The organism is Nostoc sp. (assembly GCF_036917355.1).
Classification (GTDB): domain Bacteria; phylum Cyanobacteriota; class Cyanobacteriia; order Cyanobacteriales; family Nostocaceae; genus Nostoc.
Window position 1 is genome coordinate 128650 of record NZ_JBALDP010000046.1, and the last position, 19408, is coordinate 148057.

The window sequence follows — 19408 nt, forward strand, 5'->3', positions numbered from 1 at the left end:
ATAAAATCCTTTTTCCGACTAGAAACTCATGTGTAAATAGTTCTGTGTGATTACTTATTGTGTTTAAGCCAAGACAGGCTTGCCAGTAGAAACAGCCTGCTCAATAATATCAGCCGCTCGACTTACCCCACCAGCACGGAGAGTAGCTGCTTGTAATCGGAGGGCATTCTGTTTATAAGATTCTTCTGTCAACACGCGCTTAATAGCATTTTTCAATCTGGGAACATTCAGTTTCTTGAGAGTGATAAGCTCACCCGCTCCTGTCCAAGCAATCCGCGCTGCTACTCCTGGCTGGTCATTAGCAACTGGAATCGCCACCATTGGCACTCCTTTTTTCAAACATTCCATTGTTGTATTCATTCCCGCATGAGTAATCATGAGGGTGGCTTTTTCCAGCACTTCTAATTGAGGTGCATACTCAACTACTAAAGGATTTCCTGCCAAGTCTGGTAATGATTCTGGTTTAGCAGAACCTCCCAGAGAAATCACTAACTGAACATCCAAATCTTCACAAGCTGAAGCAATAGTCTGAAAAACCCAAATCAGACGGTTTTGCAATGTTCCCATCGAAGCGTAAATTAACGGTTTACCCGTTAATTTTTCATAAGGGAAAGAAACAGTTGCTCGACTAGCTGAAGTATGGTAGCTTCCAGTGAAATGGAACCAAGGAGGTAATTCTTCTCTAGGAAATTCAAACTCAGCAGGTGCATTACTTATTTGAGCCAGTGGAGAGTAACTATCTTTAAGACTAGAGTACAGGGGTAATTTCCACTCTCGACGATATTCATTAATCAAATCTTCAAGTGGTTTGACAACGCTATTAAGTAAGGTGTAGCCTATTTTGTTGCGTAAACGTGCCCACGCAGCTGGTCTATACTTCCAAGTTGTGAAAAAAGGAGGAATGCTAGGTTCTTGATTCAGCACCACAGCGCTGCACACAATAATGAAAGGAATTTTCAGAAACTCGGCAATTGTCCCTCCCTCTGGTGAACTTTGGTTTACTAGCAAAGCTTCTACGCCTGCTGCTTTAATTGCTGCTGGAGCCTCTTGGAGTGTCACAGATGAAACAAGCTTCAGCAGGTCAATAGTGTATCGCAACGCAGCTAATCCCCGCAGTTGACCTAATTTGGCAAAGGTTTCTGCTGTTGAGCCAGGGACAAAATCTTTTTCACCAATTGCTTGGAATTCTATTCCTCCTGCCAGTACCTTAGATTGAGTGTCGAGTGAGCCAAAGAAGGTAACGCGATGCCCACGCCGTTGAAGTTCTTGCCCCAAGGGAAGCATTGTATTGAGGGGGCCAGTTGCTGCACCAGGACAGATGATGCCGAAATGAGTCATTATCAATGCCTCTACTGGATTTTCAAGAACTTATCCAAAGCTGTAACTAGGCTGGGAGGCCAACGGCGGATATTTTTTACCCAGTCGATATCCTTATAGCGGCTATCAAGTCCATAAGCTGCTACCCAGTTACTTTCGGCTTCACCTTGTTCTCCATTTACCCAATATGCAGCTGTGAGGGCGGCACGCACATCAGCAAATTTAGAGTATTTACGGGCGATATTTCGCATCTCGCGGATTGCTTGCTCTTTTTGACCAGTTTCATAAAGAGCGAGGGCGTAGTTAGCACGGGCGAAGGCAAAATTCGGGGCTATCTCATTAGATTTTTTGTAGTCTGCGATCGCATCTGACCATTTTCCTAACCCGGCTGTGGCATTGCCACGATTGTTATACGCCATCGCATCGTTAGGATCGAGTTCTAGAACACGATTATAATCTGCGATCGCATCTGACCATTTTCCCATCCCTTCCAACGCTGCGCCCCGATTCAAGTAAGGATCGGTAACATTCGGCGCTAGTTCTATGGCTTTGTTATAATCTGCGATCGCCTCTTGTAACTTATTCTGGCTCACCCGTGAATTTCCCCGGTTACTCCACGCCCCAGCATTCGTGGGAAATTGCTCAATAATCTTTGTCCAGTAAGTTTCAGCCGTCGCAAAGTCACCTTGATTCGTCGCTATAAACGCTTGATTTGCCCACTCATCACCTTGTTTTAACTGTTCTTGAGTAATGGGCGGCTGAGATTGTGCCATCACTGGTGTGCCCCAGCCAAACACAAGTAACAGACTGAGAAAAATACCAATCAACTTAATCATCTAGGTTTACCTAATTTGTCATTTGTCATTTGTCATTTGTCATTGAGTATGGGGCAGAGGAATGGAGTTCAAAGGCTCATTAAAGGAGTTCAAAGACTCATTTACGAGTATCAATGCCCAATACTTCGACTACGCTCAGTACAAGTGCCCAATGCCTAATGCACATAATTACAATAATGACAATTGTTCGTTAGGTGGTGTAAAGCCCAAATGCTTGTATGCTGCCTTAGTCGCCATCCTGCCGCGATGAGTTCTAGTTAAATACCCAATCTGCATCAGGTAAGGTTCGTACACCTCTTCAATTGTTTGGGTATCTTCACCTGTCGCTGCTGCCATTGTTTCTAACCCCACTGGTCCGCCGTTAAATTGTTCAATTATCACACTCAGCATTTGGCGATCTGTCCAATCTAAACCGCAAGGATCTACTTGGAATAGTTGCAATGCTTCGGATGCAATGCTTTCATTAATATCCCCAGATTCTTTTACTTCAGCATAATCACGGACTCGTTTAAGTAATCTATTAGCAATCCGTGGTGTTCCGCGTGAACGACGGGCAATTTCTGTGGCTCCATCTTCTGTAACGGGGGTTTTGAGTAATTGAGCGGTTCGCAGTACAATTTTAGTCAATTCATCAACTTCGTAAAATCGCAGTTTTTGAATTAAACCAAAGCGATCGCGCAGTGGTGAAGTTAAAGCACCAACACGGGTTGTAGCTCCCACTAGGGTAAACTTTGACAGAGGCAAACTTCTAATCCGAGCGCTGGAACCCTTACCAATAGTAATATCTAAGCGATAATCTTCCATTGCTGGATAGAGAATTTCCTCCGTCATCCGCGAGAGGCGATGAATTTCATCCACAAATAAGATATCCCCTGGCTTGAGGTTCACTAGTAGCCCAACAATATCTCGTGGACGTTCTAAGGCTGGCGCACTGGTAATTTTGTAATTTACCCCCATTTCCGATGCTAAAATCATTGCCATTGTGGTTTTGCCCAATCCCGGCGGCCCATACAGCAGCAAGTGATCCAGTACCTCACCACGAGACTTTGCTGCTTTAATGGCAATATCTAGCACATCCTTTAAATCTTTTTGCCCAATGTAATCAGCAAATCGGTGTGGTCGAATACCTTCTTCTTGCTGTTCTTGCTCATCAATGGCAGCTTCAGGCTTCAAAATATTTTCTGCGGATGGTGCTTTCGCCGAGTCTCGACGCTGCTTTGGTTCGCCGTTGGGTTCTGGAGGCTGTTTTTTCGATGAGATTATCGCCATAATTCAGCTATCTACTTTTAAGGGACTAGGGAGTGGGGAGCAAGGAGTGGGGGAGCAGGGGAGGCAAGGGAAGCAGGGGGAGAAAGAAGAACCAATGCCCAATGCCCCATGCCCGTGAAAATTTTCGTTTGAGAATACCCGCGCCAATTTAAAATTTAAATTCGGTCAATTACCCAGAAGTACAAAAGTTATTATGTTATCTAAAAGAATCTTACCGTGCTTAGATGTGAAGGCGGGACGGGTTGTAAAAGGAGTTAACTTTGTTAATCTCCAAGATGCAGGCGATCCGGTAGAGCTGGCAAAGGTTTACAACGAAGCCGGTGCTGATGAGTTAGTATTTCTGGATATTACAGCTACTCATGAAGACCGAGCTACAATTATAGATGTGGTCTACCGCACTGCTGAACAGGTCTTTATTCCATTGACTGTAGGTGGTGGCATTCAATCCTTAGAAAATGTTAAAGCTTTGTTACGAGCCGGCGCAGATAAGGTTAGTATTAATTCTGCGGCGGTGCGCGACCCAGACTTGATTAATCGGGCCAGCGATCGCTTTGGTAATCAGTGCATAGTTGTTGCTATTGATGCCAGACGCAGAAATAACCCGGAAAATCCAGGTTGGGATGTGTATGTGCGGGGTGGCAGAGAAAATACAGGCTTAGATGCCCTATTGTGGGCACAGGAAGTTGAAAAACGGGGGGCCGGAGAACTGCTAGTCACAAGTATGGATGCTGATGGAACCCAAGCCGGGTATGACATTGAGATTACACGGGCAATTGCCGATGCTGTAGAAATTCCAGTTATTGCTTCTGGTGGTGCAGGTAATTGTGAACATATTTACACTGCCCTAACTGAAGGCAAAGCTGAAGCCGCATTACTCGCATCACTGTTACATTACGGACAATTAAGCGTAGCAGAAATTAAAAGTTACTTGCGCGATCGCAACGTGCCAGTTAGAACATTCTGTTGATCCACTATTTCTCATTTAATGACATCCATCTAAGGTTAGACACACTTCCTGAAAAGGGTGTTAATATTATTTTACAAGTATTAACAAATATTAAAAAATATGTTGCTTCCTATTCTACTTTTTGATGTCGCCCTGGTAGCGTGGTCGCTGCACTTAATGGAAAAAGCCTACGAGAGTAAAGAATTTTCTCTAATGTTAGCTGGTACCTTGGTTGCTCTGGCTGCTGCTGCCATGTTAGTAGTTTACTTTTTGATGGGTCATTGTATGACCTATTTGTTGCAAGTATCCTAAAGAGTGCTGAGTGCGAGAGGGGATATTTAAAATTTAGTTTCCAGAAAGCTTGACAAAGTAATAATAACTAAGCAATTATATATAGCTGATTTTAAGAGGATGTTCTAAAAGTATCCGAAAGTATAATTTTTGCCTTCTGGAATAAGGTAAGTGCGAAAGTAAATATGGCTGACCAAATCTAATTTATACATCACTTTTTGAGTTTTACTTTTTGGAGTAATTCATCTTTAATCCGGTTAAGAATTGAAGTCTCATCCAAATTTGTCAAAATCCGATTAATCACTGCTTTCGGCCCATCAGGCCCCCAAGTTGCGCCATTGGCTAAATAAACTTTGGTAACTTGTCCAATACCGTAAGAAGAAACACCAGCTACTCCTCCTTGGGTAATTGCCACCGATATATAAGGACCTAGCGCAATGCCACCCGTAGCTGTTGCAGAGATTCCAAGTAAAGTTTTTAATCCACTCAAGCCTAAATTTGCTAACAATTCACTAGCACCGATACCGCCCATACTCAGGGCGATTTTTTGTAGCAACTGTACAGCCCCAGCTTCGGTCATCGAGAAGCCATAGAGTTTAGATAAACCCAAAATCAGAGCAATATCAATTACCACACTACTCAGAATATCTACCACAGTTACAGGATTGAGTGCGATCGCTAATGCCTTAGTCATCACAGCCTTCCAAATCAACTGATTGGCATTCTGTTCCCGAATCATCAGTTTTCGTTCTATCAACTGCTCATTTACGATATCGGCATAAAGCATAGTATTTAGAGCAACTAAGGCTTTGCCCTCACGATGCAGAATTTCTAATATTTTCAGCTTCAGTTCCTCGACTTGGGCATTTCCTGTACGCAACTGTATGCCCCTACTACCATCAGGGCGGCGAATCGCCGTCTTCACCAATGGCGATGCCGCAGCCATGACAATTTCTAGAGGTGTGAGTAATTCCCGCACCCTTTCATCCCGGATTTTGTGATAAATTGCCATCCGGTCTGCTTCTGGATACTGGTCTACTTTGTTAAACACCAGAATGATCGGTTTACCTGCTTCCCGCAACTGCGAAAGGGCAGCGTATTCCAGCTTTGTCATATCGCCAGATATCACAAACAGAATCAAATCTGCTTGTTTAGCAATCTGTTCAGCTAAGGCGGCGCGGGTTGCACCATCTACTTCATCTAACCCAGGAGTATCAATTAATTCCACTTGAGATTGACCTACACCAGGGAGAGTGACACGCAAAGCACGTTCAGTTTCCCCAATCATCTCCTCGCTAATACTCCAATTAACTGTTTGGGCAGTACGGGTGACACCGTGCAGCGGCCCAGTTTCAAATACCGTTTGCCCAACCAAAGAATTGAGTAGAGAAGACTTACCACGTCCCACCATGCCAAAAGTCGCAATCTGCACTACCATACGGTCTAACTTTCCCAGCATGGTTTCCAACTCAGCAATTTCCGTCTCTAACCCGGTTTTTTCGTGAGGAGTAAGGTCGAGATTGGCTACCAAGTTTCGCAACGCTGTTTGTGCTTGTTTATAGTTCAGTTCCGTCTGAATGTCTTCAAAACTGAAAATAGCACTATCCAGTTCTTCCTCCCAGCTGAGAGAATTTGCGTCAGTATTGGAATCGCTTTGGTCAGGTTCAGGCACGGGCAATGTCGAAGTCATATCAATTTGAGATTGGAAATTTGGGATTTTTAAATTAGCCCTGTCTCTTATCCTAGTTATTTTTAACAAAGGTTTGTGCAGATTAGGGAGCAGGGGAGCAGCACTTCTCTACGAGAGGCTACGCCAACGGCTCATTTCGACTACGCTCAATGACCAAGGCTCTGTTACCGAGAAGCGGGAGAGAATAATAAATAACTAATGACCAATGACCAATGACCAATGACTAATGGCTAACAAAAAGTCATAAACTGAAAAATGCATCTAATATAACGCGTTAGGATCTTGACTAAATTACCTGTGCGGAAAATCGTTATTGCCGGCAACTGGAAAATGTTCAAAACCCAGGCAGAAACCCAGGAGTTTTTACAAGGATTTCTGCCCCACTTAGAGGAAACCCCCCAAGGGCGAGAAGTGATATTGTGTCCTCCTTTCACTGATTTAAGTGTTTTGTCCAAGACTTTGCACGGTAGCCTCATTCAATTGGGGGCACAAAATATCCATTGGGAAGAATATGGAGCCTATACGGGTGAGATTTCTGGCCCAATGCTGACAGAAAGCGGTGTGCGCTTTGTGATTGTCGGTCATAGCGAACGGCGGCAATACTTTGGGGAAACGGACGCCACCGTTAATCTGCGCCTCCGAACTGCTCAAAGGTTTGGTTTGACTCCAATTCTCTGTGTTGGTGAAAGTAAACAACAACGAGATGCGGGAGAAACTGAATCTCTGATTGCTCTCCAACTCGACAAAGCCTTGGTAGATATCGATCAGGATAATTTGGTGATTGCCTACGAACCGATTTGGGCGATTGGCACGGGTGACACTTGTGAAGTAGAAGAAGCTAATCGAATAATTGGCTTAATTCGCAGTCAGTTGACTAATCCGAATGTATCAATTCAATATGGCGGCTCAGTTAAGCCGAATAATATTGATGAGATTATGGCTCAACCAGAAATTGATGGTGTCCTCGTGGGAGGAGCAAGTCTAGAACCTGAGAGTTTCGCTCGGATTGTGAATTTTAAGTCAGTGTGATGTGCTTTTTTCTCGTTCCCATGCTCTGCATGGGAATGCCTAATGTAGATTTATGCCAAGGAACTTGATAATTCGAGGACGCTGTTTCGATTGGGGACAGCGGACTTATTTGATGGGCATTTTAAATGTAACGCCCGATAGCTTTAGTGATGGGGGTGAGTTTAACACTTCCTCTGCCGCTTTAATACAAGCGCAAGCACTGGTGGCTGCCGGTGCTGACATCATTGATGTGGGCGGTCAATCAACTCGACCAGGGGCAAAGCAAATCACTCTGGGGGAGGAACTTGATCGGGTACTATCGGTATTACAGGTACTAAGACCAGAGATTTCAGTCCCGATTTCTGTAGATACAACCCGTGCTGCTGTCGCCAAGGCATCTGTAGAAGCTGAAGCCGATATTATTAATGATATTTCTGGCGGCACTTTTGACTCAGAAATGTTGCCAACAGTCGCAGAATTAGGTGTGCCGATGATTTTAATGCACATCCGGGGAACACCACAGACAATGCAACAACAAACTGATTATCAAGATTTGCTAGGTGAGATTTATAGTTTTTTGGCTCGGCAAATTGAGGCAGCAACTACTGCGGGCATTGACCTGGAAAAAATTATTATCGATCCTGGTATTGGTTTTGCGAAAAACTATGAGCAAAATTTAGAAATTTTTCGCAGCTTGCGATCGCTCGCACCACTCAACTGTCCTATCTTGGTAGGAGCATCTCGTAAAAGTTTCATTGGTCGCATTTTAAATCAACCAGATCCCAAAGCACGAGTTTGGGGAACGGCAGCAGCTTGTTGTGCTGCTATTTTTAATGGCGCTGATATCCTCCGAGTTCACGATGTTCAAGAAATGCGCGATGTTTCATTAGTAGCCGATGCCTTATTGAGACAGGCTACACAGCATAACTCTTAAGTGTTAACGTTCTTCGTTTTTTTTGCCGTTACCTTCTTGAGTTACCGACTCGGCTATCAACTCCTGAAACATTTCACTTGAGTTAGCTGGGTCTACAAAGACAATTTTGGCATTACTGCTCTCACCAAGTTTTTGGCTGGCATCTACGTAATCTTGAGCCACAAGATACCGCAGAATGTCTCTACTATCGGGATTGGAACGGAGAGCTTGAGAAATGATTTGCACTGAAGCCATAGTTCCTTCTGCTTTTTTAATTGCAGCTTCCTTTTCCCCTTCTGCTTCGGTAATCAGCGCCCGTTTCTTGATGACGGCGGCTTGTTCCTCTTCCCTAGACTTTCGCACACTCTCAGGTAGAGTAATTCTCTGAATATCTAACCGGAGAATTTCAACTCCCCAATCTGCCGTTACATGATTCAACTGATCTAAAATAGCTGAGTCCATCTCTGCTCTAGAGACGTTGGTCTGCTCTAGGGTATTTTGGGCAATGATTTCTCGGAGTGTAGTTGTGGTTATCTGTGTTAATGCCCCTTGCAGATCCTCAATCGCGTAAAAGCTTCTCTCAATATCTCGAATACGCCAGTATACAATAGCATCCACTTCTACGTAAATATTATCTTGGGTGATCACATTTTGAGGTTTGATGTCTGTAAACTGCTCTCGTGTAGTATCTTCCATGACAATCTGATCTACCAAGGGAACAATAAAGTTCAGCCCCGGCTTAAGTTTTCGATGATACCGCCCTAAGCGTTCGACTAAGGCTTCATTTCCTTGATTAATCAGTTTTGCAGAACCTAATGCATAACCTATAAGGGCTAAAACTATAGCAATAATTGGCTCCATGTATGCTCCTATTCAGCTTTGGGGAGAATTTAGTGTCAAAGATATGCTACTAGCTTGTCATATCTTTGAGTTTAATGTTTTGAGTCTGTAATTTTATCAACACCGGCAGCGATGTCGAGTCGCTGCATGTTTTGTACATATTCTCTAAGTGAGACTGTTTTGCGGAATGCGATCGCTATTAAAGCACCTTGATAAAACGCTGGCAAGGACTACTCGATGTAATCAACATTACTCGTACTGGCATTTTCAGACAGCCTGAAGTTGTTTTAAGTATATTTACGTAAAAACTTTCTATAAAGGTAAAAATTTGGCAGTATTTAAAAACACCACTATAATCGGATAAAAATTGGCTTGGGCCATTAAAAATATCAAAATATTATGGGCAGGTTGTTAATCAAACTTATAGGTTTAATTCTACTTTTCACAGGATTATACTTTTTTGGTCAAAACATCATATTTGTTAGCGGTTACTATTCATATTTTTATCGGAGCTTACCTGCTACAGCTTCAGTTTTGGCAACAATGATAGGTATATTTGCATTAATCTTTTTTCAAAGAGAAACTGGTAACTTAGGATGGATTTTTCTAGGCATTGGTATAGTACTAATTTTCTTAAGCGGTGGAGTTATTTTAAAGCCAACTAGCTTATGGAATTTCATAATTGCTTTTACAGCATTAGCAACTGGATATAAATTATTAAATGAGGGCAGAATCAACTTTTAAAATCTGTTTTCATCATATATCTTAGTAACTAAGATTACATTATTACCCAGTTCAGAGTACAGTCAGAAAAATTTAGTATTATAATTTCCACATCTTCTCTATTAGTTCTGAGAGTGCATTACGGCACTTAGATTAACTTTGAGTTAAGTACCGATTTTACGAGGCAGAAGCACATATAAACCGCCTCAACCGGACGAATAGCCTCTTAATCATGACTTTAGCTCAGAGGGGTTTTACTAAGGTTGAGGGTAATATTAGAATGGAAACTATTGATGATGAGGAAAAGGGAAGAATGACCCAGGTGGTTCTAGGAGAGAACGAAGGAATAGACTCAGCTTTGCGTCGGTTTAAACGTCAGGTTTCCAAAGCTGGGATATTAGCTGATGTGAAATATCATCGGCACTTTGAAACACCAATAGAAAAACGCAAACGTAAGGCAGTGGCAGCTAGACGCACAAGACGTTTTAAATAAACCAATTTGGTGTGATATCGGCGTTGCTTGAGGTTATGACCGAAAACAGGCAATAGCACGTAGGCGTAGCCCGTCATAGACATCGCCATTATTCATACAAACATTAAGCAAAGTCTGCCGCACCGCTAATTAGAGTATAAATGAGTTACTTTTCCTATACGTAGAGAGCGTTAGAGACTTTATCTTGGTTAGATGGAGCAAGCTAAAATCGCTGCCCATCAACCAAAATAAGCGCCTTTAAACATCGGTTAGCTTTCTTTAATCAGCTGATAGGACAGTATTCATCCAGCCCTAAGACTCAGAATTATTAATGGTGCGGCTATTACAAACATTCATCGCCTTTTCTACTCCCTGCTTGAGACTTAGTTCAATACACTCAACTACGAACTGAAGTACAAGAGACATCTGCTGATTTTCGGCAGCGGAAAATCGCCCCAGCACATGAGAGATAGTACCGGAATCATCTTTATTAGCTGCATCTTTGGGTTTACCAATACCGATTCGCAAACGGGGAAAGTTTTGGCTACTAAGATGTGCGATCGCACTTTTCATACCGTTATGTCCCCCAGCCGAACCAGATAAACGCAAACGAGTTTTTCCTAAAGGCAAATCCATATCGTCATAAACGATCAACACTGACTCAGGCGGCAATTTATACCAACTTGTCACCGCTTGTATTGCTTGTCCTGAGCGATTCATATAAGTTAACGGTTTCAACAAGCGAATTTTACCTCCACCTGGGGCCATACCCTCGCCATACTCACCCTGAAACTTGCGGTTTTCTGTTAAGGAAATACGCCAGGAACGAGAGAGAGTTTCTAAAGCAGCAAAACCGATATTATGGCGTGTTTGGTCATATTTAGCTTCTGGATTCCCTAACCCGACGATTAGTTGTGGAATTACCAAAGCTGGTTGCGTAACAGCTTCTGTCATTTTGCCTACAGTCAATTGATATGCAGCACTCTTCTATATAGTCTGTCTGATTAATTTTGATAAGTTCGTAGTAAACACTTCAGTGCTTAAAATCCAGGACTAAAATCCTTACTACGAACTTGACAGACTAGCTAGGTTGGGAAGAATTAGCGGTATCCTGCTCAGATTTAGCAGAGTGGATTTGCTTAGGTTCCAATTCAGCAGTAGTCTGTACAACTTCTTCTAACTGTTCTGCTTCTTTTTGGAACTCGTTTTGAAACTCCTTGGAAGCTTCTTGGAAACTACGAATTGTTTTGCCCACACTCCGACCGATCTCTGGTAGCTTTTTTGGGCCAAAGATTAACAGCGCTACCACCATAATTACAGCCATTTCTGGCAGACCGATACCAAATATATTCATTTTTTGTCTCCTGTAAACTCTAAAACCACTACAGAAACTCACATATATAGTTAGTCTAGTCGGAAATCGCAACTCACAAAAAAACCCGGAAGAACCGGGTGAAACTTAACTTGTTATCCAAACTCGCTCGCTGTGTATGCGTTAGCGTCCTAAACTGCGCCAATCGACAAATACATCCTGAACCAACAGTGATTTATTGTAAAGTTGCAGAATAATCAGCAGAAACACGAAAAATAGCGCCATAAAAACAGCCATCACAGGGGTAGTACCCCAACCTGGAGCCACTTTCCCATACTCAGAGTTAAGTGGTTTCAGGATATCTCCCAACCTAGTCCTTTGTGCCATAGTTCACCTAAGATTACTTGCCAAAGCTTTTTTTAATCTTCTGTAATATTCTATAAGAATAGCACTCATCATCTATCTCTCAATTATGGAACCCGCAATAGTTCTTAGCATTTCTATGGCCGCCGTGGTGGTTGCCATCACTGGATTTTCGATTTATACCTCCTTTGGCCCTCCTAGCAAGGAGTTGAACGATCCGTTTGATGACCACGAAGATTAAAAAGTCATATCATGTCCGCATAAATTGTTAGTGCTATGTCTACGACGAGCAACGCCTACGTAGACAAGCATGGCTGTTGCTTGTCGGTAAAGGCAACAGTTGCAGGCTATTTTAGGATTATCCCGTCTCTGAATCAGTTGTAAAATTTTTACGGCAACTGACAAAGCCAATACCGTTAGTCGCTTTACCCGGACATGATATTATCCATAATCTTGAAGTGCGTTACGGCTTGAGCCGTAACGCACACTACTTTGGATGTTTTTTAATTGGAAGTCTCTAATGGGTTGCCACTACCTCTCCTTCCAGGCGAACGAGTCGTTCTGCTAAAAGTTTCTCAAGGTCTTCTAGTGCCTTGGTGAAACCTTTAATACCTTCGTCTAGTTTGTCAGTTGCCATACGATCGGCAGCGTGCATCTTCTCATAACTAGCTTTGTCAATGGATATCTTTTCGATTGACAAGCTTGCTGCCTTCGCAGGGTCAAGTTTGCGTGGCAGTTCTCCAACGGTTGCTTGCAATTCAGCCAAAAGCGATGGCGAAATGGTCAGCAAATCACTACCTGCAAGTTCAGTAATTTCACCAAGGTTACGGAAACTAGCTCCCATAACTTCGGTTTTGTAGCCAAATTTCTTGTAGTAGTTGTAGATTTTGGTGACAGACAAAACACCTGGATCTTCGGCTGCTGGGTAGCTATCGCGTCCGGTATCTTTTTTGTACCAGTCAAGAATCCGACCGACGAAGGGAGAAATTAGGGTGATCCCGGCTTCTGCACAGGCGATCGCTTGGTGAAGACCAAATAACAAGGTAAGGTTACAGTGAATACCTTCTTTTTCCAGAATTTCCGCAGCGCGAATGCCTTCCCAAGTGCTGGCAATTTTAATTAACACGCGATCGCGACCAACTCCAGCAGCTTTATACTGAGCAATTAAATCCCGTGCCTTAGTCAGGGTAGCTTCGGTATCGTAGGACAAGCGAGCATCCACTTCCGTAGACACGCGACCGGGAATGATTTGCAAAATCTTTAATCCAAAAGCAACTGCCAAACGGTCAAAAGCTAGAGAAACTATCTGTGCTTGGGTGGCTCCGGCTCCAGCATCTTTCTTCGCTTGCAGTAAAGTTTGATCGACAATTCCCTGATATTCTGGCATTTGTGCCGCAGCAGTAATCAGCGAAGGATTGGTGGTGGCATCTTGGGGTTTGAACTTTTCAATTGCCTGGATATCCCCTGTATCTGCGACCACAACAGTCACTTCTCGCAATTGTTCCAGTAAATTCTTAGACATAAAATACTCCGTGATGTTTGTTTAGGATTTACTTATTCCCCAGTTCTTTACACTCTTTACTCTTCCTTCAATTCTGATTCTGGCAATTTTTCTTAATGATTGCCCAATTTTGCTTACTATCTTGAGCCACAGCCTTATTCTAAGTGCCTTATGCCGAAATTGGCTGTCCAATGGAATGCACTTTGATTAAACTAGTTGTTCCTGATTTACCAATTGGAACACCAGAGGTAATTACTACTTTATCGCCCTTATTCGCTAGACCCATGTCTACAACTGTGTTCACCACATTGGTAAACATCTCTTCGGCATTGTGTACTGGTGGGATCAGCAAAGCTTCTACACCCCAAGAAAGTGCTAGCTGGCGATAAGCGGTAATGTCGGAGGTGAGGGCAATAATGGGAGAAGTCGGCCGATATTTAGACACCATTCTCGCTGTACTTCCTGATGAAGTATTACAAAGAATTGCCCGTGAGCCTGTTTCATAGGCGATGCGACAGACGGATTCTGCCACAGATTCGGTAACGCTAAGACTACCTGCTTCATGACACCAAGCATGTTTGCTACCCTCATCGAGAGCTTGTTCTGTCCGCACGGCGATGTTGTGCATCATCTGGACGGCGGCAACGGGATATTGTCCGACAGCTGTTTCACCAGAAAGCATTACCGCGTCTGTTCCATCCAAGATAGAGTTAGCAACATCGGTTGCTTCGGCGCGAGTGGGATCGGGAGCGCTAATCATCGACTCTAGCATTTGGGTGGCTGTAATCACCGGCTTGCCAGCACGATTGCAACGGCGAATAATATCTTTTTGAATTAGGGGTACTTCATGAATTGGCACTTCCACCCCTAAATCGCCACGGGCAATCATAATCGCGTCGGCAACTTTCAGAATGGAGTCAAAGTTTTCTACTGCCTCCGATCTTTCGATTTTGGCAATCAAGCGGATGGAAGCGCCGGCGGCTTCAATCATCCGTCTGGCGGGTTCTAAGTCTTGTGGCGATCGCACAAAGGACACCGCCACCCAGTCTACACCCAACTGAATCCCAAAACGCAGATCCAGCAAGTCTTTTTCGGTGATCGAACTTACAGGTAAAGGAGTTTGGGGCAGATTTACTCCCTTGTGCGTAGAAATTAACCCGCCATTTTTCACCTGTGCCCGAATGCGATCGGCATCGCGATCGGTAACTATCAATTTGACACGACCATCATTAATTAAAATTGGTTCGCCTGGTCGCACCATTGCAAATAAAGTCGGCAATGGTAAGGGTAGTTCGTCAATACTCTCACCCTTTTCTTGCAAAACAAAGGTAACTTCAGTACCAGCTTCTAAATTTAAGCCTTCCGGTGGTAAAGTCCCCAAGCGAATTTTAGGGCCACATAGGTCTTGCATAATGGCGATCGGCTTTTGCAGCTCAGTACTAATCTGCCTGAGATAGTGAGCCGTTTGGGCGTGGAATTCATAAGCTCCGTGGGAAAAATTCAGCCGTGCCACATTCATTCCAGCTTTTACCAAGGCTTGCAGCTTTTCAGGTGCAGATGTAGCCGGGCCAACAGTACAAATGATTTTGGTTCGACGCATAGGGATTGGGGGTTGAGGAGTAACTTGCAAATTTGGATGCTTTGAGCGTAGGCGTAGCCCGTCGTAGACATCGCACAAAACACCCAAATTCACACGTGCTTCATATCACTGGTTTGCTAAATAAAAATACTAGATTCCGTTTTATTTTCGGAGTATTTACCATTTGACCCAAATCCCAAAAGTCCCTAGTCAAGAGTCAGCAGTCAAAAGCTAATGACCAATGACTAATGACTAATGACTAATGACTAATGACTAATCAAACCACAGCCGCTGTCGGGGCGAGTTTTTCCTTCTGTGACATAGACAACATCAAGTCAATCACGCGATTTGAGTAACCCCACTCGTTGTCATACCAGGCAATTACCTTGAAGAAGTTTGAATTCAACTCAATCCCAGCACCTGCGTCGAAGATGCTGGAATGGGTATCGCCTTGAAAATCAGTGGAAACTACTTCTTCATCTGTGTAGCCTAAGATACCCTTTAGTGAACCTGCGGCAGCCTCCTTCATAGCAGCACGGATTTCCTGATAACTGGTGGCTTTGGCTGTTTTGAAAGTTAAATCAACTACAGAGACATCGGGAGTCGGAACTCGTAATGCCATCCCAGTTAACCTGCCCTTCAATTCTGGTAAAACCAGTGCTACGGCTTTAGCTGCGCCTGTGGAGGAGGGAATAATATTTTGGGATGCACCTCGACCACCCCGCCAGTCTTTCTTGCTGGGGCCGTCTACAGTTGGCTGAGTCGCAGTCATGGCATGGACTGTGGTCATCAACCCTTCAGTCAACCCGAAATTATCATTAATGACCTTAGCTATGGGAGCTAGACAGTTTGTAGTGCAGCTAGCATTGGAGACAATGATATCCTTGCTAGGGTCAAACAGGTGATGATTAACACCCATTAACAGGGTAGTAACTCTATCTGGATCTTTAGTGGGAGCGGAAATTACCACTCGCTTTGCACCTGCCTTCAGGTGGTTTGCAGCTCCTTCGTAGTCAGTGAAAAGTCCGGTAGCTTCCACGACATAATCTGCACCTAATTTTCCCCAAGGTAACTCTGCTGGATTCCTCACCGACACACAAGGAATGAAATGTCCGTCAATGAGAATACCGTCTTCCTTGGCTTCAACCTTGTGCTTTAATTGACCGTGGGTTGAGTCGTACTTTAATAAGTAAGCGAGGTTATCTGGTGGTACTAGGTCGTTAATGCCCACAAACTCAATGTTGGGGTTATCGATGCCAGCGCGAAGTACAAGTCGTCCGATTCGACCGAAGCCATTGATACCAACTTTCAATTTAGTCAAGATTAAACCTCCCGTTGTGGAAGTTGAACAAAAGGAGAAAGTTAAAAGTCAAGATAGATTGCCTTCTACTCTTTACTCTTTGATCCTGACAGTCTCAGTCAGCTAAGGCATATTTACTTGGCATATTTTAAGGATTGGGGCATGGGGCATCCCTTCGGCTACGGTCAGGGCAAGTGGGCATGGGGCATTAATTATTCTCCTCTGCTCCTCGGTCACTGAGCGTAGTCGTTGGCGCAGCCTCTCGTAGAGAAGTGCCGCTCCCTCGCTTCTCAATTCAAGTAGGTTGTACAAATCGCTTAATTTCACCACAGGCAATATAAGATTTGCCATCCGGTGCGGTTTTGACTTCATCAACGACGTAAAGCATTCCTTCCTCGCGAACCGATCGCGGAAAACGCATATTCCAATCTGGTTCATATCCGTCGGAAACCACCCTAGCACGCAGCTTGCTGCCATCTTTGACACACTGAACTAAAATGCTGTCCCCTACACTGTCAGTTGTAGGAAGATCGGCAGCACTGGCAGGGCCTTTGGAAGCTTTACCTGTGTTAGCTCGATTGGATTGTCTAGGGGCAACGAAGATATCTGCTTCACCGGGTTGAGCAAAACGGGTAATCTTACCACGTACCCGATAGAAAGTGCGATCGCTTGAGAGTTCCAACCCTTCAACGACATAGCGCGCCCCCTCGGCACGAATGGCGCGGGGAAACTGAATGTTCTTGGTTGGATCGTAGCCTTCGGACATGACCTTAACCCGCAGTTTACCCCCTTCACGAACGCAGTGCAATTCAACGCCTGAACCGACTTCATTCACAATGGGCATGGCGTACACTTCATCGCCAGTAGTGACACCGCGGCCCACCAAATCGCTGCGATTGCGCGTCATCGTCTGGTAAGTCTGATCTCGCATCTCTTTCCGTCCGGCATTACCTAGAGCTTTTTGAGCAATGCGATCGGCGAAATATTCAAGCTGATCGATTTCTTCAGCAATTTCAAAATTCTCGTTCAACCCTTTATCTCGCAAATCTTTCACAAGCGATCGCAGGGTTTGTTCAGCTTCCTGATGCTTGCCATGTTCAGCGAGATTAAGGCTAGTCTCTTTAGCCTTAGCAATAGTAAGGCGACTCAGTTCCAGAATGATATGGCTTGTAGCAGCAAAAGCTGCTTCCTCAACAGTGCCAACTTTGGCGACGACATCGACTGTACCTGAAACGCTTTGAATGCGGTCATCTTGCACAACATCGGCGCTGTAATGTAGCTTCATCACAGGTAAATCACCAACTTGAGCGCTTGATATCCCCAGACTCAAACCGAGAAGTTTGTCCTCACCCTCGTAAAGCTCTCCCAAGGTGATGACAGTTTGACCTACGTCATTCTGGCTAACTTTAGCCAGACTTAAAGTATCAACCAGGCTGACACCATTAGCCAATTCAAGTGTCACCTTGAGGTTCTGTCCTACTACTGCTCTAAGACTGTCTAGCTCAATACTAAACACTTCAGTTGCTTCGTCGATGCTCTGAATGAAGTAGAAGTTGCCTGTGGCTGCCCTTGCCATTCCAATCAGTAGGTCTTCGTTGAAACCCTGAGCAAAACCTAACGTAGTTGTGATAATGCCTTCCTCAGCTTTTTGCCCTGCTGTCGCTGTCAGTATTTTGGGGTCTTGAATGCCCATATTGGCGTGACCATCGGTAAGCAGGAGAACACGGTTGATTTTTTGCGGATCGAGTCGCGTTTTCACGTGTTCGCAGCCTTTGAGCCATCCCCCCGATAAGTTGGTAATACCGCCTGCTCTCACCTTGCGGATGGAATTTTTCAGAGTGGCTTTGTTAGTCACAGCTTGGGGTGGCACAACACTATCTACTTCATCGTCGTAAACAACTACTGAGAGAATGTCATCAGGCTCAAGTCGATCTACCACAGACTCAGCGGCTTTGAGTGCGTGATGCAAGGGAGCGCCTGCCATAGAGCCGGAACGGTCAATTACAAGCGAAAGGTTAAGGTTACGTCGAGGAGATTTAGCTATGTCAGTACGGAAACGTAGCAGAATATTTGTCTTTAATGAAGATCCTGCGGCGAGGATAGACTGGTCAAATTCGTAACTTGTCTTAATCATTTTTTATATGCCTCAAAATAGTCTTTTATCAGCTACAAGCCTTGTGATGCATAGACAGTATGTGCTTTATTTAGTTTACCCAGAAATAAGTTTGTTCAGTATAAAGATGGTATTTAATGTAAGATTTTATAGTTTTAGTATTTCACCAGCGTAGACAAAGCTCGTCGTAGACATTCTCGACTCTCCGGTAGTGAAAGGCGATCGCACTGGTCACAATTGCGGGAAACTGAAAGCAGATATATTAGGAGAGGAGAACCTAATGAGTTGGACTAAAGTTCTTGCAGTCGATGCACTTTCGCCAGGTGCGCGAGAAGTGGTGAAAGTTGGCAACCGGAAAATTTTGCTTTTGAATCACGAAAGTCAGCTTTATGCTGTAGATAACACTTGTCCTCACTTAAAATTACCTTTGAAAAGTGGGAAAATAAATGAGAATGGCGCAATTGTTTGTTCCTTCCATCACAGTGCTTTCGACCTGCGGACTGGTGAGGTAAAAGATTGGTGTTCTTGGCCACCTGGTGTAGGTAAGGTACTCTCGTTAGTTTCACAACCAAAGGCACTACCAGTGTTTCCGATTCGTGTTGAAGAAGGCAGTATCTGGGTTGATGTCCAAGAGGAATAGCACCCTCTCCCTGAATTTACTGAAATAGTTCTAAGTAAAAAAAGAAAAACCCCAGCTAAACTCATTGGCTGGGGTTTCTAGCAAAATTTACCTACTTCAGAGATATAGGAATCATTGAAAGAGAAAATAGAACGTCTTCTCAAGCAGTTTAAACACTTTACTGTGATGTAATGTTGGATTACGTGCTACCATTGCCGGCTTCTATAGAACCCATTTGACATCTTTTACTGTGTTGAAGTAAAGTGAGCGCAAAAGTTGTATAAAGTAGTAATGCCATACTCTAGCAGCCTCACAG

21 protein-coding genes are annotated in these 19408 nt (G+C 44.0%); 8 read left to right on the forward strand and 13 right to left on the reverse strand.

Features of this window, described 5'->3' with window-relative positions; translation table 11 throughout:
* Positions 1-63 precede the first annotated feature (63 nt).
* The 3 genes from V7K53_RS13900 to ruvB form a co-directional block, all read right to left on the reverse strand.
* Entirely contained in the window at positions 64-1338 is a 1275-nt protein-coding gene (locus tag V7K53_RS13900) for a glycosyltransferase (protein ID WP_335198103.1), read from the reverse strand.
* Between the two features lie 11 nt (positions 1339-1349).
* A complete protein-coding gene (locus V7K53_RS13905; protein WP_335198105.1) occupies positions 1350-2153 on the reverse strand; it encodes a tetratricopeptide repeat protein in 804 nt (267 codons plus the stop codon).
* Between the two features lie 168 nt (positions 2154-2321).
* On the reverse strand, positions 2322-3422 hold the full coding sequence (gene ruvB, locus V7K53_RS13910; RefSeq protein WP_335198106.1) for a Holliday junction branch migration DNA helicase RuvB: 1101 nt from the start codon (positions 3420-3422) through the stop codon (positions 2322-2324).
* A gap of 193 nt (positions 3423-3615) precedes the next feature.
* Here ruvB and hisF point away from each other — a divergent pair, with 193 nt between their 5' ends.
* Positions 3616-4389, forward strand: coding sequence for an imidazole glycerol phosphate synthase subunit HisF (gene hisF / locus V7K53_RS13915; protein ID WP_335198107.1), 774 nt, complete (start codon positions 3616-3618; stop codon positions 4387-4389).
* A 99-nt stretch (positions 4390-4488) separates the two neighbouring features.
* A complete protein-coding gene (locus V7K53_RS13920; RefSeq protein ID WP_094348875.1) occupies positions 4489-4680 on the forward strand; it encodes a hypothetical protein in 192 nt (63 codons plus the stop codon).
* 190 nt (positions 4681-4870) lie between these two features.
* On the opposite strand, the gene V7K53_RS13925 is transcribed toward V7K53_RS13920, so the two are convergent.
* Positions 4871-6349, reverse strand: coding sequence for a GTP-binding protein (locus V7K53_RS13925; RefSeq protein WP_335198108.1), 1479 nt, complete (start codon positions 6347-6349; stop codon positions 4871-4873).
* Positions 6350-6646: 297 nt separating this feature from the next.
* Between V7K53_RS13925 and tpiA the strand changes: the two genes are divergently transcribed.
* Together tpiA and folP are read left to right on the forward strand one after the other, a co-directional pair.
* Positions 6647-7378, forward strand: coding sequence for a triose-phosphate isomerase (gene tpiA, locus V7K53_RS13930; protein ID WP_322666978.1), 732 nt, complete (start codon positions 6647-6649; stop codon positions 7376-7378).
* Positions 7379-7430: 52 nt separating this feature from the next.
* The gene (gene folP / locus V7K53_RS13935; RefSeq protein ID WP_335198109.1) at positions 7431-8291 is read left to right on the forward strand and encodes a dihydropteroate synthase; all 861 of its coding nucleotides are present in this window, start codon (positions 7431-7433) and stop codon (positions 8289-8291) included.
* A 3-nt stretch (positions 8292-8294) separates the two neighbouring features.
* Here folP and V7K53_RS13940 read toward each other — a convergent pair whose 3' ends face one another.
* A complete protein-coding gene (locus V7K53_RS13940) occupies positions 8295-9131 on the reverse strand; it encodes an SPFH domain-containing protein (RefSeq protein WP_335198111.1) in 837 nt (278 codons plus the stop codon).
* A gap of 71 nt (positions 9132-9202) precedes the next feature.
* Positions 9203-9337, reverse strand: a complete 135-nt coding sequence (locus V7K53_RS13945; RefSeq protein ID WP_334840130.1) for a hypothetical protein — start codon at positions 9335-9337, stop codon at positions 9203-9205.
* 172 nt (positions 9338-9509) lie between these two features.
* Here V7K53_RS13945 and V7K53_RS13950 point away from each other — a divergent pair, with 172 nt between their 5' ends.
* Positions 9510-9854 (forward strand): hypothetical protein, encoded by a 345-nt coding sequence (locus V7K53_RS13950; protein ID WP_335190747.1) that lies wholly within the window; start codon positions 9510-9512, stop codon positions 9852-9854.
* A 292-nt stretch (positions 9855-10146) separates the two neighbouring features.
* Positions 10147-10326 (forward strand): 30S ribosomal protein S21, encoded by a 180-nt coding sequence (rpsU, locus tag V7K53_RS13955; RefSeq protein WP_069073049.1) that lies wholly within the window; start codon positions 10147-10149, stop codon positions 10324-10326.
* Positions 10327-10617: 291 nt separating this feature from the next.
* Here rpsU and pth read toward each other — a convergent pair whose 3' ends face one another.
* The 3 genes from pth to psbH form a co-directional block, all read right to left on the reverse strand.
* Positions 10618-11259 (reverse strand): aminoacyl-tRNA hydrolase, encoded by a 642-nt coding sequence (gene pth, locus V7K53_RS13960; RefSeq protein ID WP_335190749.1) that lies wholly within the window; start codon positions 11257-11259, stop codon positions 10618-10620.
* A 127-nt stretch (positions 11260-11386) separates the two neighbouring features.
* Complete coding sequence (locus V7K53_RS13965; protein WP_335190751.1) at positions 11387-11659, reverse strand: TatA/E family twin arginine-targeting protein translocase; 273 nt, start codon at positions 11657-11659, stop codon at positions 11387-11389.
* A gap of 141 nt (positions 11660-11800) precedes the next feature.
* A complete protein-coding gene (gene psbH, locus V7K53_RS13970) occupies positions 11801-12004 on the reverse strand; it encodes a photosystem II reaction center phosphoprotein PsbH (protein ID WP_094348882.1) in 204 nt (67 codons plus the stop codon).
* Positions 12005-12089: 85 nt separating this feature from the next.
* On the opposite strand from psbH, the gene psbN reads away from it, so the two are divergent.
* Positions 12090-12221 carry a photosystem II reaction center protein PsbN gene (gene psbN, locus V7K53_RS13975; protein WP_335198112.1) on the forward strand — a complete coding sequence of 44 codons (132 nt, stop codon included), beginning with the start codon at positions 12090-12092 and terminating at the stop codon, positions 12219-12221.
* Between the two features lie 276 nt (positions 12222-12497).
* On the opposite strand, the gene V7K53_RS13980 is transcribed toward psbN, so the two are convergent.
* The 4 genes from V7K53_RS13980 to V7K53_RS13995 form a co-directional block, all read right to left on the reverse strand.
* Positions 12498-13502 carry a transaldolase gene (locus V7K53_RS13980; RefSeq protein ID WP_335198113.1) on the reverse strand — a complete coding sequence of 335 codons (1005 nt, stop codon included), beginning with the start codon at positions 13500-13502 and terminating at the stop codon, positions 12498-12500.
* Between the two features lie 148 nt (positions 13503-13650).
* A complete protein-coding gene (gene pyk, locus V7K53_RS13985; protein ID WP_335198119.1) occupies positions 13651-15081 on the reverse strand; it encodes a pyruvate kinase in 1431 nt (476 codons plus the stop codon).
* A gap of 256 nt (positions 15082-15337) precedes the next feature.
* A complete protein-coding gene (gene gap, locus V7K53_RS13990) occupies positions 15338-16381 on the reverse strand; it encodes a type I glyceraldehyde-3-phosphate dehydrogenase (protein ID WP_335198114.1) in 1044 nt (347 codons plus the stop codon).
* A 274-nt stretch (positions 16382-16655) separates the two neighbouring features.
* On the reverse strand, positions 16656-18494 hold the full coding sequence (locus V7K53_RS13995) for a vWA domain-containing protein (RefSeq protein ID WP_335198115.1): 1839 nt from the start codon (positions 18492-18494) through the stop codon (positions 16656-16658).
* A 259-nt stretch (positions 18495-18753) separates the two neighbouring features.
* Here V7K53_RS13995 and V7K53_RS14000 point away from each other — a divergent pair, with 259 nt between their 5' ends.
* The gene (locus V7K53_RS14000; RefSeq protein ID WP_335198116.1) at positions 18754-19113 is read left to right on the forward strand and encodes a Rieske (2Fe-2S) protein; all 360 of its coding nucleotides are present in this window, start codon (positions 18754-18756) and stop codon (positions 19111-19113) included.
* The last annotated feature ends 295 nt before the right edge of the window (positions 19114-19408 follow it).

Excerpts from the sequence above, each read along its gene's own strand:
- V7K53_RS13900 (WP_335198103.1), bottom strand. The coding sequence starts at position 1,338 with ATGACTCATTTCGGCATCATCTGTCCTGGTGCAGCAACTGGCCCCCTC.
- V7K53_RS13905 (WP_335198105.1), bottom strand. The coding sequence starts at position 2,153 with ATGATTAAGTTGATTGGTATTTTTCTCAGTCTGTTACTTGTGTTTGGC.
- ruvB (WP_335198106.1), bottom strand. The coding sequence starts at position 3,422 with ATGGCGATAATCTCATCGAAAAAACAGCCTCCAGAACCCAACGGCGAA.
- hisF (WP_335198107.1), top strand. The coding sequence starts at position 3,616 with ATGTTATCTAAAAGAATCTTACCGTGCTTAGATGTGAAGGCGGGACGG.
- V7K53_RS13920 (WP_094348875.1), top strand. The coding sequence starts at position 4,489 with ATGTTGCTTCCTATTCTACTTTTTGATGTCGCCCTGGTAGCGTGGTCG.
- V7K53_RS13925 (WP_335198108.1), bottom strand. The coding sequence starts at position 6,349 with ATGACTTCGACATTGCCCGTGCCTGAACCTGACCAAAGCGATTCCAAT.
- folP (WP_335198109.1), top strand. The coding sequence starts at position 7,431 with ATGCCAAGGAACTTGATAATTCGAGGACGCTGTTTCGATTGGGGACAG.
- V7K53_RS13940 (WP_335198111.1), bottom strand. The coding sequence starts at position 9,131 with ATGGAGCCAATTATTGCTATAGTTTTAGCCCTTATAGGTTATGCATTA.
- V7K53_RS13950 (WP_335190747.1), top strand. The coding sequence starts at position 9,510 with ATGGGCAGGTTGTTAATCAAACTTATAGGTTTAATTCTACTTTTCACA.
- rpsU (WP_069073049.1), top strand. The coding sequence starts at position 10,147 with ATGACCCAGGTGGTTCTAGGAGAGAACGAAGGAATAGACTCAGCTTTG.
- pth (WP_335190749.1), bottom strand. The coding sequence starts at position 11,259 with ATGACAGAAGCTGTTACGCAACCAGCTTTGGTAATTCCACAACTAATC.
- V7K53_RS13965 (WP_335190751.1), bottom strand. The coding sequence starts at position 11,659 with ATGAATATATTTGGTATCGGTCTGCCAGAAATGGCTGTAATTATGGTG.
- psbH (WP_094348882.1), bottom strand. The coding sequence starts at position 12,004 with ATGGCACAAAGGACTAGGTTGGGAGATATCCTGAAACCACTTAACTCT.
- psbN (WP_335198112.1), top strand. The coding sequence starts at position 12,090 with ATGGAACCCGCAATAGTTCTTAGCATTTCTATGGCCGCCGTGGTGGTT.
- V7K53_RS13980 (WP_335198113.1), bottom strand. The coding sequence starts at position 13,502 with ATGTCTAAGAATTTACTGGAACAATTGCGAGAAGTGACTGTTGTGGTC.
- pyk (WP_335198119.1), bottom strand. The coding sequence starts at position 15,081 with ATGCGTCGAACCAAAATCATTTGTACTGTTGGCCCGGCTACATCTGCA.
- V7K53_RS13995 (WP_335198115.1), bottom strand. The coding sequence starts at position 18,494 with ATGATTAAGACAAGTTACGAATTTGACCAGTCTATCCTCGCCGCAGGA.
- V7K53_RS14000 (WP_335198116.1), top strand. The coding sequence starts at position 18,754 with ATGAGTTGGACTAAAGTTCTTGCAGTCGATGCACTTTCGCCAGGTGCG.